The following is a 14,744-nucleotide window of genomic DNA, read 5'->3' as shown; positions in this document are numbered from 1 at the left end:
CACCGCATGACCGCACGCATTGCCATCGTGACGACCGTCGAACTGCCCGAGCCTGACGGCGACGAGCAGCTCTTACTTCCGCACTTGCAGGAGGCAGAACTGGCGGCCTGGGATGACCCCGAGGTTGACTGGTCGCGCTTCGATGTCGCCATCATCCGTTCCACGTGGAACTACACCGAGCGCCTCGACGAGTTCCTCGCCTGGGCAGCGCGCACGGCGGAAGTCACGACGTTGATGAACCCCCTTCCGACGCTGTTGTGGAACACGGACAAGCGCTACCTGGCCGACCTTGCCGATCGCGACCTGCCCGTGGTGCCGACCACGTTCGTCGCCCCCGGTGACGAGTGGGACGGCGACCTGTCCGGCATGGTCGTCGTCAAGCCCTCCGTGGGTGCGGGCTCCGCCGGCGCACGACTGTTCCGCCACCAGCCATCCGCGGCGCGCGAGCACATGGCGGCGCTGCACGGCCAGGGCAAGGTCGCGATGGTGCAGCCGTACCTGGAACAGGTGGACACGGTGGGCGAAACCGCGATGGTCTACCTGGGGGGTCGGTTCTCGCACGCCGCACGCAAGGCCGCGATCTTGTCCAAGGAACAGACAAACTCGACGGGCCTGTACGCAGACGAGGAGATTTCCGAGTACACGCCCTCGGAGCAGGAGCGCGCACTCGCCGACAGGGTGGTGGCGACGCTGCCTCCCCTGGCCTACGCCCGCGTCGACCTCCTGCCAACGGAGGACGGTCCCGTCATTCTTGAGCTCGAGCTCGCCGAGCCCAGCCTGTTCCTCCACACCTCCGGTGGCGCACCCGAGCGCGCCGCCGAGGCGTTCCGCGCGCTGCTGCCGTAACCACGGGCATCGGCCCCCAGGAAGTGATGGGAGCCGCGCGGCGTTACTGTCACTATGAGCAACGCAGCGCATGCCGACGCCCCCACTGAGTACGTGGGCATTTACGACGCGGACGGCGGTGTGCGCGGCGAGGTCGCGTACGTGGTGGGCCACCTGATGGGGCAGCGGGAGTGCGCGCTGTGCGACATCACCCACTCGCCCGTGCGCCGCAAACGCGCGTGGGATCGCATGGTCGCGGACCTTGGCGCCCCCTTCCGGCTCCTGCACCGGAACGAACTGTCGCCCGACCTGCGGGCCAAGGTCGCCGTCACAGGGCTACCGGTCGTGCTGGCCAAGCGGGCCGATGCCTTGGTGACAGTGCTCGACGCCGCTGACCTCAGCAGGTGCGGCGGCGACGTCGAGAGTTTTCGCGCCGCGCTCGCCAAGAGCGGGGAAACGGTGATCGACCCGAGGCCTACTCCTGAGCCTGCGGCGCCCCCGACTCGTAGGGGTCAAGCAGGTAGGTGACGCCGTCACATTTGGCCTCAATGAGGTCACCGTCGAAGGCTCCGCGGCGCACGGCATCCACCGGCGTACAGCCCACACTGGGCACATCAACCGAGGCTTCCGCGAACGAGTCGTCACTGAGGTTGTGCACGAGCCACTGCTCCTCCGGCTCGCCGTCACCGTCGTAGGTGCCGTGATAGACGGCGCGCATGCCGTTGACGTCAATCCAGGCCTCGACCCCTGCGCCGTCGCCAAACCCTTGCGCCGCCATGCGCTCAATGCGCGCGCTGATCAGCGACCGCACAAAGTCGTCACCGTCGCGCCACAACACTCCCGTGAGGTACTTGCCGGAAGAGGCGGACTCCCACAGTTCAAGGCCATCTGGCTGGATCCCGATGTAGCCCACGTCCACGATGTCGCCGTCCACGTTGTTGACCGGCGCGACTGCACCGTTGTCCCACTGGGTGTCCGCCTCGCCGGTCACGAGGGACAACTCCGTGACGACGGTCGGTCCTGGGCGGCCGCCGCGCCGCAGCCACGTCACGTCCTGCTCGGCGTCCCAGTGGACCACGGACATCAAGTAATCATTGCGGAGCTCATCGGTCACCAAGAAGAGCTCGTCGGTGGGGCTCACGAGCACGAGGTTTTGCCTTTCAGCAAGCGCTTCCTGGCCGTCGCCTTCTCCCTCGCGAACGACGGTGAGGTCCCACGATTGGTCGTTGACCTCCCAGATCCAGTCGGGCAGCTCATACATCGCGGGGCGCTCACCACTGGCGTCAATCACGTCAGGCAAGTCGTGGCCTGTTCCTGCGAGCCACTCGGGCTCTTCGCCGTCGGCAACAATGCCGGGAGCCTCGCCAGCGGCCTCATCGGCGCCGCCGGACCCGTCGTCGATGAAGCCGTACTCGCCCAGGAACCAGTACGCACCGAACCCCGCGCCCGCCAAAATTAGTACGGTGAGGATCGCGCCAATGGGGACCCGCCCAGCATCGTTCCTGTCTGGGATCGCGCCGCGCCTGCTCATGGAAGCGAGCGTAGTTGGCGCCCGGCGGGGACGGCCGGTGGACGCGCGTCAAGGCGTGAGAGAACCCACACGCACTTGCGCCGGACGCGCCGGGTTGCCACAGTGTGACAATGGCCCAGCCTGCCCTTCAGACGACTGAACCCAATCCGCTCACGGCGCTTTCGCTGTCCGACCTGCGCTCGCGCACGAGTGCAAAGTGGCGTAAGTACGATCCCGACGTCCTCCCACTGTGGGTCGCGGAGATGGACGTGGCGCTCGCGGAGCCCATCCGCGAGGAGCTCGCCCGGGCGGTGTCGAGCGGCGACATGGGCTACGCGTCCGGGGCGGACTACACGGAGTCGCTAGCCCAGTTCGCCGAACAGCGCTGGGGCTGGAACGTGTCCCCTGGTCAAATGTCCACGGTCACGGACGTCATTACCGGATACGTCGACATCATCGTGATGATGACCGAGCCCGGCTCCCAGGTGGTTGTCAATCCACCCGTCTACCCACCCTTCTTCTCTTACCTGAAGGCCGCAGACCGCCGCATCACGGATGCGCCCCTTGGCGCTGACCTGCGCCTGGACTTCGATTCACTCGAGGAGGCGTTCAGGACCGCGACCGCGGACGGCAAGCCTGCTGCCTACCTCCTGTGCAGCCCGCACAACCCCACGGGGGTGGCGCACACACGCGCGGAACTGGAACGCGTCGCGGCACTCGCCGATCAGTACGGAGTGACGGTGGTCGTGGATGAGATCCATGCTCCGATCGTGTTCAACGACGCCGAGTTTGTGCCGTACCTGAGCGTCAATGGTGGCGAGCGTGGTTTCTCCATCATGGCTGCGTCCAAGGCATGGAATCTTGCGGGCATCCCCGCGGCGATCGTGGTGGGTGGCTCCGCCGTGCAGGCCGAGGTCGCCCGCTACGCCGCGTCGACCCACCACGGGCCCACCCACTTTGGGACGATCGCGCAGACCGCCGCGTACCGTCACGGTGGGCCGTGGCTCGATGCCTTGCTTGAGGGCCTCGACGCCAACCGCCGCCTGCTCGGCACGCTTGTCGAGGAACACCTGGCCGGTGCCGCTTATGCGATACCGCAGGCGACGTACCTGACCTGGATTGATTGCACGGGCCTGGAACTCGGTGCCGACCCTGCCGCTCACTTCCTTGAGCACGCCCGGGTGGCGCTCAACTCCGGACCCACCTTCGGCGCCGGTGGCGCGGGGCACGTGCGCCTGAACATCGCGACGCACCCCGAGATCATCACTGAAGCCGTGCGCCGCATGGGCGCTTCGACACACCGGGGGTAGTGCTCCGTCGAGCGGGCCGATGCCCCGGTTGGGTCGTGCGAGAATCGTGCCGTGACCACGGGGAGCCAGGGGATGAGTCGCGGCGTGCGCGCCGCGCGCGCCCTGACCGCAGCCGCGATTGCGACGCTCGTCGCCTTGGGCTCCCACGTGACCGGTGGCGGCTCTGTCCCCAGCCTGACCGGTGTGCTGGTCCCCGTCGTGTTGTCCTTTGCCGTCTGCTGGCAGCTGGCCGGGCGCATGGGGTCCTGGTGGCGTACCGGGCTCGCCGTGACGGCGAGCCAAGCCCTCTTTCACACCCTCTTTGTGGTCGGTTCCGGCGCTACCGTGACGGCCGCGGGCGCCCACGCTCACCATCTTGAACCTGGCGCCTTGAGCGCCGAGGCCGCTGTTCACGGTGCCCACGGTGGCGGCGTCATGACGCTGTCGCACCTGGCAGCAGCTGTGGTGACGACGGTGTTGCTCGCGCGTGTGGACTGGGCGCTCGTGCGTGCAGGCCGCGCCATGCGATCGCTGTTCGCGCCCGTCCTCGACCTCGGTGCGGCTCGCGCCCTCCCGCCCGTCCCTCGCACCCTCGTCGCGGTCGCGACCCCCAGTCAGGCGCCGCGGCCCTCCCCGGTGACCGGCGGCATCGGCCTACGCGGCCCTCCCCTCACACCAAATGGCTCCATTTCGCTGTTTTAGGTACCTATAGCGGGCATTTTGTGCCACTGCGCGTGCCGCAATAGGTCTTCTTTTGGCGCGATCTCTCGCGCCCCCATGTGTGCTGACACCAGGGCACCACGCCCTGAGATTCTTGGAGAACTACCCATGTTTACTGTCCCCACCCACGCGCGCCTGAGCGCCGTCGCTGTCCTCGCCGCCGCATCGCTCGCCGCATGCGCGAGCAGCGATGATGCCACCGAGGCGGGCTCCGCTACGAACGTCGACGTCGCGATCGTCGACGCGTGGACCAAGGCCACCGACTCCGGCATGACCGCGACCTTTGGAGAGATCACAAACGAGGGAGATGAGGCCATCACCCTCATCGCCGCAACCACCGACGCCTCTTCCATGGTTGAGCTGCATGAGACGTCGATGGACGACGCAGGCGGCATGTCCATGTCTGAAAAGGATGGCGGCTTCACGATCGAGGCGGGCGACACCCTGGTCCTCGAGCCGGGCGGCAACCACATCATGCTGATGGGCGTCACCGACCCCATTGAGGCCGGGGCCGATGTGCCGGTCACGCTCGAGTTTGAGGGTGGCGGCACCGTCGAGATGGACACGGTTGCCAAGGACTACACCGGAGCAAACGAGGAGTACGTAGGCGACAAGGACCACGGTTCCATGGAGCACTCGGGAGACGCGGGCTCAGACGAGGACCACTCGGGCAACGATCACTAGTCATGACTGAGCCCGACGCGTCCTCGGGCCACGGCACCACCCGGCGGCGGCTCCTCTTTGGAGGGGCAGCCGCCGGGCTCGGCGCTGCCGTGGCACTCACCACTGACCGGGCGGCCGCTGGCCAGGCCGCCCCCGTGCCTGACACGACCGGAATCAACGGCGCGGTCGCGCACCTGTTTCACGGCGCACACCAAAGCGGCATCGCTACCCCGGTGGCGTCGTACGCATCCTTTGTGGCGCTCGACCTGAACGCCGGCATAAATCGCGAGGCGTTGCGCCGCCTCATGCGGGTCCTGAGCGACGACGCCGCGCGCCTCATGGAGGGCCGCGGCGCCCTCGCTGACACAGAGCCCGAGCTCGCAACCGTGCCGGCCGGGCTGACGGTCACCTTTGGATTTGGTCCAGGCTTCGTGAAGCGGGCCGACGGGCCGACGCCCGCGTGGCTGGCTCCGCTGCCGGCGTTCGGAATCGATGACCTCAATGAGGCCTACAGCGATGGCGACCTGTTGCTCCTCGTGAGCGCCGACGACCAGGTCACTGTGGCGCACGCGGTCAGGATGCTCCTCAAGGACGCGCGCTCGTTCGCGACGCTCAAGTGGCGCCAAGACGGCTTCCGGCGCGCGTACGGCTCGGAGGTCTCCGGCACCACCATGCGCAACCTCTTTGGCCAAGTCGACGGCACGACCAATCCGAACCCCGGCACACCCACGTTCGACAAGGTCGTGTGGTCGACCGACGGCTGGATGGCAGGCGGCACGTCACTGGTGCTGCGCCGGATCCGCCTCAACCTTGATACGTGGGACGAAGTGGACCCCACCGGCCGGTCGTTTTCGGTCGGCCGCGACATTTCCACCGGGGCGCCGCTCACTGGCAGTCGCGAGTCGGACGAACCCGACTTCGAGGCCACCACACCCGCCGGCCACACCGTGATCTCTCCCGTCTCGCACATCGCGCGCTCGCGGCCCGTCGAGCCGCATGAGGTCATTTTCAGGCGCGGGTACAACTACGACGTGCCACCTTCCGGCGACGGAGTCTCCGAGTCGGGGTTGCTGTTCGCGTCCTATCAAGCGGACCCTGTGCGCCAGTTTGTGCCCATCCAGCGCAGGCTTGACGAGGCCGACCTCCTCAACACGTGGACAACGCCCATCGGTTCCGCGGTCTTCGCGATCCCGCCGGGCTGCTCTGCCGGCGGCTACGTCGGAGAGACGTTGCTCGCGTAAAGAGTTGCGTTCCCATCACAGTGGCGAGTGGCGCTTGCGGAGAACGTCCACACCGGCGCTACGGTGAGATGCATGACGATGATGGCCACCCCGGAGGCCGAGGTCGAGGTAGACGACGCCCTGGTACGGGCGCTGCTCAACGAGCAACACCCCGACCTCGCCACGCTGCCCATTGGCGCGCGGGTCGAGGGCTGGGACAACATCACGTACAGGCTGGGCGACACGCTCGCCGTGCGCCTCCCGCGCCGGGAGATTGGCGCGCGCATCGCGGCCACCGAACTCGACTGGCTCCCGACCATCGCCAGGACGTGGACGTTCCCGTGTCCCATTCCTCAGCGCACGGGCGTTCCGCAGGGAACGTACCCCTGGCGGTGGGCCGTCGTCCCGTGGATCGACGGCACCATCGCGTACGACGAGCCGCTGTCCGTGGAGGGCGCCCGGGACCTGGGCCGCGCGCTCGCACAGGTTCATCAGCCTGCGCCAGAGGACGCGCCTGAGAATCCGTTCCGCTCGCTTCAACTCGCCGAGCGCGCCGAGCAGTTCAACTCCAGGCTCGCCCTCGTCGAACGCGACATGGACATCGCGACCGGACCATTGCGCGCGGCCTTTCAGGCGGCGCTCACGTCCACCGCTCCGCCCCGCACGTGGACTCACCTCGACCTCCACGGCGAGAACGTGCTCACTCGAGGCGGCAGGCTCGCCGGAATCATCGACTGGGGCGACGCCGCGGCCGGCTCACCCGCAACTGACCTGGGCCAAGCCGCGGTGCTGGTGGGGCGGGCGAATGTTGCCCCCATGATCGACGCATACGCCGGAGTCGCCACCGATGGTGCCGCCAGTTTTATCGCGAGCGCTGCCGGGCGTCGGCATGTCAAAGCTGAGGCCCTTCACTACGCCTTGACCCTCGCTGCGATGGAAGACGACCCATACCGAGCCGCGGGGCGACGCGCCCTCGCGCACGTGACCGACGGGTCTCGCTAGTTCGGATCCGTCGCGCGAGCGATCTGCGCTGCCCGGCGCGCGTCACGACGCAGGCGCGCCTCACGCACGTCCGGCGCCTGCGTCAGCATGTCCACCACCGCTTGCTCGAGCGCGGCTTGCACTGCGGCATCCCTCGCCGAGGGCGACAAGTCCTCTGCGTGCTCACCCAACGCGTCGACCACCGGCTCAATGGTGACGCCGTCCTCCCACAGGTCCACCACCCGCGGATCCACGTAGGAGGCGCGGGCTACCGCGGGAGTGTTGCCCAATTGAGCCGCCACCTCTCGCATCACCGACGCGACCACGCGCTTACGTGCCGTGGGCGACAAGTCCTCCGCGGCATCGGCCCCCGCCAAGGCGTGCGCAGCAATGACAGTCCCGTGCCATGTACGGAAGTCCTTAGCGGTGGCGTCCGGCTGGACCACCATCTGGATGTAGCCGTTGATGTCGTCACTGGTGAGATCGCGCCACTTCACCGGAGACTCCTGCACCCGGTACGCCAGCAACTCCTCGCCGTCCCCAGCCCGGCGCTTCAGGGTCGTGATCGCGGAAGCCACGTCAGCATCGGCCACCACCACGTGCCGGTCCTTGCCGGACTTCGCGACGTAGTCGAACGTCACTTCATCGCCGCTCACTCGCGCATGGTCCCGCAGCACCGTTGCCAGCCCATACGACCCGTTGTCAGCGGCATAGCCCTCACCGCCCACACGGAACAAACCGCGGTCCAGCAACCGGAACGCCACGCCCAGCACGTGCTCGCGGGACAGGTCACCCCGGGCAATGTCGCCTTCAGCCACGGCGCGTGCCGCCGGCATGCCCGACGCGACTTCCAACACCCGTGCGTGCTTGGCGCGATCCCGGCGCTCCCGCCACGCGGGGTGGTAGATGTACTGGCGCCGGCCGGCGTCGTCCGTCCCCAGCGCCTGCAAGTGGCCGTGCGGATCCGGACAGATCCACACGTCGGTCCACGCGGGCGGGATAGCCAGCGACTCGATGCGCGCCCGCACCTCGGCATCGCGCACCGTTTCTCCAGCCGCGTCGCGGTACGTCCAACCCTGGCCGCTGCGCCGGCGGGTAAGCCCCGGCTGAGCGGGTCGGGAACGTCGAAGCCTAGGCATGACATGACAGTAATCCCTGGTCGCGGCGCTGTCTTGGGGCGAGCCTGTGATGCGCGCCACACCCGGGGCCGATACCGTGGGTGCCATGGAGCACACGTTCGCCCCGCTCGAGACTGACCGCCTCATTTTGCGCGCCATGACCATGGACGACGCGGAGGATTTGGCCGAACGCCGCTCCGACACCACGACCGCGCAATACCAGGCGTGGCGCGCGCCCTACCCGGTTGAACGTGCACGCGAACTCATCGCAGACATCACTTCACGGCCCGGACCCATGCCGGGGCACTGGTACCAGCTCGCCGTGGAGCGGCGCCGTGATGCGAAGGTGCTGGGCGACGTCGCCGTGTACCTCAGCGGCAACGGCAAGACCGCGGAGGTGGGATTCACCCTCCACCCGTGGGCGCGCGGGCATCACTACGCCACGGAGGCCACCGCGCGCCTCGTGGACTACGCGGTCTTCGACCTGGGCGTCCACCGCATAGAAGCCTCCACCCACCCCCACAACATCGCGTCGGTGCGCGTCCTTGAACGGATCGGGTTCCTTGCCGAAGGCATCCGGCGGGAAGCCTATTGGGTGGAGGACGAGGTCAGCGATGACGCCATCTACGGCCTGCTCGCGCGCGACTGGCGCGCGCGCCGCGAACAGGACTGACATCCGTGTCCCTGCCGGTTGAGCACCATGCCTCCGGGCCGTCTGATGGCCCCCTGTACATCTCCGATGACACCGTGCGCGCGCTCGTCGACGAGCAGTTCCCGTGGCTCAAGGATCGCGAGCTGGGGCGGCGCTACACGCTCGAGGATCACTTTGCGATGCGGATTGGCGACGACTACGGTGCGGTGTTTCCGCGTGTGGCCGCGTATGCGGAGCTCTACGGCCGCGTGACTGACCTGATCGCGGGGCCGTCCAAGTCCTGGACATTTCCCGCAAGCACGCCGCTTGCGACGGGCAAGCCAGGGCATGGATTCCCGTGGCAGTGGATCGTCGTCGAATGGGTCTCGTCATCGACCGCCGCCTTTGTGCCGTTGAGGGACGATGCCGCGGTTCCGTTCGGCCGCGCGTTGCGGGAGATCCACACCCCAGCGCCGCTGGGCGCCCCTGGCAACCCCCGCACGAACGTGAGCCTGGACGCGCGCATCGGCCGTTTCGAGGCGCTGGTCGCGCGAGTGAAGAATCGCGTGGGCCCGGAGAACCGCGTGATGGACGCCGCGAGTCTGGTGGCACGGTTCGTCGATCGCGCTGCCGAGCCCATCGACATCCCGCCCACGTGGACGCACGGGCGCATCGAGCCGCGCTCGGTCTGCTCCGATCAAGGCGCCTTCCGCGGGCTGCTGTTGTGGCACAACTTTGGTGCCGGCGACCCCGCCGCGGACCTGGGATGCGCGCTCAACATCGTGCCCGCGCACCTCCAGGACCGGTTCTGGGCCGGTTACGGTTACGCAAGCCCCGGGACCATGCGTCGAGCGCAGGCGTACCAACTGTTTGCGGCGTTGCGCTACATCGAGATCGACGATCCTTACCTGCTGCGGATGGCCTGGGAGCGCCTGATCGAACTCGACCTGGCTCACGAGGCCTAACCCCGCCAAATGGCTCCATTTGGCTGTTTTAGCGAGCTATAACAGGCACTTTGTGCCACTTCAGCCGGGCCGATGCGCCAGGCACCCGGGCGCGAACCGGGTGGCGTAGCGCGCGGGCTGGGTGATCTGGCGCGCGGGGCGGGCTGGCCAGGGCGCAAGCCGGCGCCGGCGGGATTGGCTGCACCCCACGGCGCTGGCCGGCTTGGCTGCACCCCACGGCGCCGGCGGGCTTGGCTGCACCCTACGGCGCCGGCCTACTCCACGATCACCAGACGCGAGGTGGCCAATCGGGGGCCGTACGTGCACGAAGTGGCACGTTTTGGCTGGCATGCACGGCCATAACAACCAAATGGCTCCATTTGGCGGAGAGGGAGAAGTGGCAGACTGGGCCGCATGGACATCTACGAGACTCCGCTTCCGGGCATTGGCGTCCGGTACGAGTTCCAGGCGGACAGCGGCGACCACGTAGGCGTGGTCGTGCGACGCGACGGCAAGCGTGACTTCGCGCTGTACGACCGCGACGATCCGGACTCCTGCCGCGGCACCGTGGAACTGTCCGAAGGGGACTCGGCGAAGCTCGCCGAGCTCCTGGGCGGCACCTCCATCACCGCCCGTTTGGAGTCGCTGCGCCACAACGTCGAAGGCCTCGCGATCGAGTGGATCACGATGCCTTCCGCTGGCGGCCTGACAGGCCAGACCATTGCCGACGGCAAGATCCGCACCGAAACGAGCGCCTCTGTTGTCGCGATCATCCGTGGCGAAACGGGCCTACCCGGCCCGGGACCCGACTTTGTCTTTGAACCGGGGGACACCGTCCTTGTGATGGGCAGCGCGAGCGCAGTCCGCCAGGCCACCGCCATCCTGACCCGGTAGTCGCCATGATCCCCCTACCGCTCGAGGTTCTCCCCGAGCCCGAGGCGAGCCATGCCGGAGAGGTGCTCATCGAGCTGGGCATCATCCTGCTGGTCCTCGCAGGGCTCGGTCGCCTCGCCGCGCGCATGGGGATCCCGTCCATTCCGCTGTACCTGCTGGCCGGCCTCCTCATGGGAGAGGGCGGCCTCATCCCTGTGTCCGCAGGCGAAGAGTTCCTCGAGGTGGGCGCGGAGATCGGCGTGGTACTGCTCCTGCTGCTCCTGGGCCTCGAGTACTCTCCACGGGACCTCCGCAATGGCCTCAAGTCCAACTGGGTAGCTGGCCTGCTCGACGGCCTGGCCAACGGAGTGCCTGGGTTCGCGATGGGCCTCATCCTCGGCTGGTCGCCCACGGCCTCCCTGCTGCTGGCCGGCGTGACCTACATCTCCTCCTCGGGGATCATCGCGCGCCTGCTGGATGACTTTGATCGCATCGCGAACCGCGAGACTCCCATCCTGCTGAGCATCCTCGTCATGGAGGACATCGTGATGGCGGTGTTCCTCCCCATCACCGCGGTGCTGCTCGTGGGCGCCACGGTCATCCAAGGCGCCATCGCCGCCGCGATCGCTCTCACCCTGGTCGCGCTCGCCTTCGTAGTGTCCATGCGGTACTCCGAGAAGGTCTCCTCGATGGTGCACTCGCATTCGCGCGAGCTGTTGCTGCTGACCGTCCTGGGCCTCACCTTCTTGGTCGCTGGCCTCGCAGACGCGGTCCAGGTCTCCGCCGCCGTGGGCGCATTCCTCTTGGGACTGACCTTGTCCGGCCAGGTGGCCGACGACGTCCGGGGCCTGCTGCCGCCCCTGCGAGATGTCTTTGGCGGCCTGTTCTTTGTGTTCTTTGGCATCGGGATCGACCCACGCAACCTCATCCCCGTGCTGGTCCCGGCGCTGATCCTCGCCGCCATCACCGCAGTGACCAAAATCGCCGTCGGCATCTACGCCGCGAAACGCAACGGGATTGGCCCCAAGGGCCAATGGCGCACGGGCCTGTCCCTGGTTCCCCGCGGCGAGTTCTCGATCGTCATCGCAGGGCTGGGCGTCGCGGCCGGGGTCGAGCCCCAACTCGGTCCGCTCGCCGCAGGCTACGTGTTGATCTTGGCGTTCACCGGCTCGCTCCTCATGCGCTTTGCCGACAAGATCCCTTCTCCTCGCTTCTTGCGCAGAACCCCGCCACCGCGAACCCCGGCGCGGCTGCCGTAGCGACCGGCGACCTACCCAAATGTGACCGTTCGGGGGGTCATTTCTTGACCCAGCCGGGGCATCGGCCCACTCCTGCCCAAGGGTCCACCAAAGCGGACTTGACCCGTGCTTGTGCTGGCGAAAAAATGCTCGCAAAAATGGTCACCTGCACCCGAATCGCTGTGTGAATATTGATCTCGTCACCCCGTCTGAGCGGGTGACGCGCTGGCCACACCGCGCGGGTGATGTGGCAAGCATGCGGGCGAGCCCGGATGCGGTCCCCACCCAGGCAAGCAGTTTCTGCCCCTCGCTCAAGGACACCCCTTTTTGTTCTTCAAGGATGTTCTGCTGTGTTGTCGCGCTACCGCGAGGTCCTCTCGCTGCCCGGTGCCCGCGCTTTCGCGTTCTGGGGCCTGATCGCTCGCCTACAAATGGGCATGACGGGCCTGGCTACCTTCCTGCTGGTGCAGATGGAGTACGGCTCCTACGCCGCGGGCGGCGTCATGCTGGCGGCCATATCCGTGTCCTACGTGCTGATTGCGCCGCAGGTGGCACGCCTCGTCGACGCGCACGGGCAAGCCAGGGTGCTGCGGTGGGGGTACGCGATCGCGATCGCTGGTCGCGTGGGTCTGCTGGTGGCGGCGCTCAATGGAGCACCGCTATGGGTGCTGGTACTCATTGCCCCCACCTTCGCCGCGGGCGGCTCGCAGTCCACGCTCACGCGTGCACGCTGGAGCCACGCGGTCAAGGACGACAAGCAACTTGCGACGGCGTTCTCCTTCGAATCCTCGATGGAACAGCTGCTGTGGATTGGCGGCCCGGCCGTGTCCACCGTGCTTGCCGTGTCCGTGGCCTCGTGGCTGCCGTCCGTCATCGCAGTTATCTCCCTCGCCGTGGGCGGCTACGCGTTCCTGGCGCTTAAGGCGACCGAGCCTCCTGTGCGCCGCCTGAGCGCCGATGCCGGACTCACTGAGGCCGCCTTGGCCGTCACTCCTGCGACGGCGGGGGCGGGCGCTGCGTTGCCTGCCGTAGAGACCTCGACCGTGCGCCGCGTACGGCGCTACCGCAATCCCTTCGCCGGCAACCTGCTGTTGACCACGCCGACTCTGGCGATTGCGGCGCTGATCTTCTTGACGCAGGGCGCCATGTTCGCGTCGATCGATGCGGCGGTGGTGGCGTTCACCGAGGCGTTGCACGTGAAGGAGGCCTCCGGCCTGATCCTGGGCGTGTGGTCGGTGGGCTCGCTCGTCGGCGGCCTAGCGTACGGGGTGATCGGGTGGCGTCGCTCCTTGGCCACGCGCCTGGTCCTGGGCGTCACGGCGACCGGCACCTTTGCCGCCATGCTCGCCTTCGCCCCGTCCATGTTTGTGCTGGGCGGCCTGCTGTTTGGCATGGGGCTGTTCATTGCGCCCAACATGGTGATTGGTGACTCGCTCGTGCACCAATCGGTGTCGCGCGCACGGATGACCGAAGGCATGACCTGGACCCGCACGGGCATTGACCTCGGCGTCGCCATTGGCGCGTGGGGCGCAGGCGTGGCGATCGATGCGGGCGGCTCCCAGGCCGGGTTCGCAGTCACCGCCGTTGCGGGCGGTGTGGGTGTCCTCACCGCGCTAGCGGCCTGGCACTACTTGCGCCGCCCCGCACGCCGCGGCACGGAAGCCGCCACCGTCCCGGCGATCCAGTCGTTCGCCACCGTTCCTGCCGCCGGCGCGCCGCTGCCCGCCGAGGTCTCCGTGGAAGTCCCAGCCGATGCATCGGCCCTCGATACGCGCCACTACCTAGTGGAGCCCGCCGGCTACATCAGCGCAGAGGACGTGGCTGAGGTGCGGGCCATGGTCGACGAGGCTGTCACGGCCCTCGCTGAGCGAGACGCTTCTGCGACCCCGCAGGCCCAGGCGGTCGCGACGGAGGCCGCACTGGCAGTTGAGGCCGCTGACAGCGCGGTCGAGGCTGCGGCTCAGGTCATTCAGCGCGCAGCGGCCACCGCACCATGGGCCGATGCCGCTGTGGCGAGCGCCGACGTGACCGAACCAGGCACTGAACCTGCCGCACAATAGAGGAATGATCAGGAACGCCACGGTGGCCGACGCCGCCGCCATCGCCTCTCTCTACAACCCTTACGTGCGCGACACCGTCATTACCTTCGAGTACGACGAGGTCTCCGCGGATGCGATTGCGGAGCGCATTCAGGCCGTGCTCGACAAGGAGCTGCCCTACCTCGTGGCCGAGGAAGACGGCGGCATTGTCGGATTCGCGTACGCGGCTCCCTACCGGCCGCGTGCCGCCTACCTGCACACGGTTGAGACCTCGATCTACCTCGGCATGGAGTCACGCGGACGCGGGACCGGGCGCGCGCTGTACACGGCGCTACTCGACGGCCTGCGAGCCTCGCATGCTCACAGCGCGATCGCGCTCATTGCCCTTCCCAACGACGCATCCATAGGCCTGCACCGCTCTTTGGGCTTCGCGGAGGTGGGCACGCTCGTCGAGGCAGGCCGCAAGTTCGATCGCTGGATCGACGTCGCGTACTTCCAGCTGTCCACCTCGTAAGTGCCGCCCTGAGCTTGCCCGGGTGACGCGAAAGATCCCCTACCTCGCGTGCCCCACGGTTCGTGCATGTGAGTGCCGACTTTGGGGACGAAACCGGCACTCAGATGCACGCGGCGGTGGTTGGGGCGCGTCGATACAAAAGGTGAGGGCCGATGCCCGGGTCACCCGAGCATCGGCCC

The 14,744-nt window shown here is 67.8% G+C and carries 15 protein-coding genes; 13 read left to right on the top strand and 2 right to left on the bottom strand.

Annotation, left to right across the window (positions count from 1 at the left end):
- The first annotated feature begins 6 nt into the window (after window positions 1-6).
- A complete protein-coding gene (locus AOP75_RS05695) occupies window positions 7-846 on the top strand; it encodes an ATP-grasp domain-containing protein (RefSeq protein WP_062077324.1) in 840 nt (279 codons plus the stop codon).
- A gap of 54 nt (window positions 847-900) precedes the next feature.
- Entirely contained in the window at window positions 901-1,353 is a 453-nt protein-coding gene (locus AOP75_RS05690; RefSeq protein WP_062077323.1) for a hypothetical protein, read from the top strand.
- Here AOP75_RS05690 and AOP75_RS05685 read toward each other — a convergent pair.
- A complete protein-coding gene (locus tag AOP75_RS05685; protein WP_152649966.1) occupies window positions 1,301-2,356 on the bottom strand; it encodes a hypothetical protein in 1,056 nt (351 codons plus the stop codon). The genes AOP75_RS05690 and AOP75_RS05685 overlap by 53 nt on opposite strands.
- A gap of 110 nt (window positions 2,357-2,466) precedes the next feature.
- Between AOP75_RS05685 and AOP75_RS05680 the strand changes: the two genes are divergently transcribed.
- The 5 genes from AOP75_RS05680 (at window position 2,467) to AOP75_RS05660 (ending at window position 7,229) form a co-directional block, all read left to right on the top strand.
- Window positions 2,467-3,645 (top strand): MalY/PatB family protein, encoded by a 1,179-nt coding sequence (locus tag AOP75_RS05680; protein WP_062077321.1) that lies wholly within the window; start codon window positions 2,467-2,469, stop codon window positions 3,643-3,645.
- 51 nt (window positions 3,646-3,696) lie between these two features.
- Window positions 3,697-4,326 carry a hypothetical protein gene (locus AOP75_RS05675; RefSeq protein ID WP_152649965.1) on the top strand — a complete coding sequence of 210 codons (630 nt, stop codon included), beginning with the start codon at window positions 3,697-3,699 and terminating at the stop codon, window positions 4,324-4,326.
- 126 nt (window positions 4,327-4,452) lie between these two features.
- Window positions 4,453-5,028 carry a copper chaperone PCu(A)C gene (locus AOP75_RS05670; protein WP_083966730.1) on the top strand — a complete coding sequence of 192 codons (576 nt, stop codon included), beginning with the start codon at window positions 4,453-4,455 and terminating at the stop codon, window positions 5,026-5,028.
- Window positions 5,029-5,030: 2 nt separating this feature from the next.
- Window positions 5,031-6,248: a Dyp-type peroxidase gene (locus tag AOP75_RS05665; RefSeq protein WP_062077319.1), complete on the top strand. Its 1,218-nt coding sequence runs from the start codon at window positions 5,031-5,033 to the stop codon at window positions 6,246-6,248.
- A 72-nt stretch (window positions 6,249-6,320) separates the two neighbouring features.
- Window positions 6,321-7,229 carry a phosphotransferase gene (locus AOP75_RS05660; RefSeq protein WP_062077318.1) on the top strand — a complete coding sequence of 303 codons (909 nt, stop codon included), beginning with the start codon at window positions 6,321-6,323 and terminating at the stop codon, window positions 7,227-7,229.
- Here AOP75_RS05660 and AOP75_RS05655 read toward each other — a convergent pair.
- Entirely contained in the window at window positions 7,226-8,347 is a 1,122-nt protein-coding gene (locus AOP75_RS05655) for a DNA topoisomerase IB (protein WP_083966729.1), read from the bottom strand. The two genes, AOP75_RS05660 and AOP75_RS05655, sit on opposite strands and share 4 nt — an antisense overlap.
- Window positions 8,348-8,432: 85 nt before the next feature.
- Here AOP75_RS05655 and AOP75_RS05650 point away from each other — a divergent pair, with 85 nt between their 5' ends.
- The 6 genes from AOP75_RS05650 (at window position 8,433) to AOP75_RS05625 (ending at window position 14,565) form a co-directional block, all read left to right on the top strand.
- The gene (locus AOP75_RS05650) at window positions 8,433-8,999 is read left to right on the top strand and encodes a GNAT family N-acetyltransferase (RefSeq protein WP_062077317.1); all 567 of its coding nucleotides are present in this window, start codon (window positions 8,433-8,435) and stop codon (window positions 8,997-8,999) included.
- Between the two features lie 5 nt (window positions 9,000-9,004).
- Complete coding sequence (locus AOP75_RS05645; protein ID WP_062077316.1) at window positions 9,005-9,922, top strand: phosphotransferase; 918 nt, start codon at window positions 9,005-9,007, stop codon at window positions 9,920-9,922.
- 393 nt (window positions 9,923-10,315) lie between these two features.
- Entirely contained in the window at window positions 10,316-10,795 is a 480-nt protein-coding gene (locus AOP75_RS05640; RefSeq protein ID WP_062077315.1) for a cation:proton antiporter regulatory subunit, read from the top strand.
- A gap of 5 nt (window positions 10,796-10,800) precedes the next feature.
- Window positions 10,801-12,033 (top strand): cation:proton antiporter, encoded by a 1,233-nt coding sequence (locus tag AOP75_RS05635; protein WP_062077314.1) that lies wholly within the window; start codon window positions 10,801-10,803, stop codon window positions 12,031-12,033.
- A gap of 329 nt (window positions 12,034-12,362) precedes the next feature.
- Window positions 12,363-14,072 carry an MFS transporter gene (locus tag AOP75_RS05630; protein WP_062077313.1) on the top strand — a complete coding sequence of 570 codons (1,710 nt, stop codon included), beginning with the start codon at window positions 12,363-12,365 and terminating at the stop codon, window positions 14,070-14,072.
- Window positions 14,073-14,076: 4 nt separating this feature from the next.
- The gene (locus AOP75_RS05625; RefSeq protein WP_062077312.1) at window positions 14,077-14,565 is read left to right on the top strand and encodes a GNAT family N-acetyltransferase; all 489 of its coding nucleotides are present in this window, start codon (window positions 14,077-14,079) and stop codon (window positions 14,563-14,565) included.
- Window positions 14,566-14,744: the final 179 nt, after the last annotated feature.

Origin of the sequence: Demequina globuliformis (genome assembly GCF_000975155.1) — a bacterium.
GTDB lineage: Bacteria > Actinomycetota > Actinomycetes > Actinomycetales > Demequinaceae > Demequina > Demequina globuliformis.
Note: the sequence above shows the minus strand (reverse complement) of the source record. Positions and strands in the feature narration are given on the sequence as shown.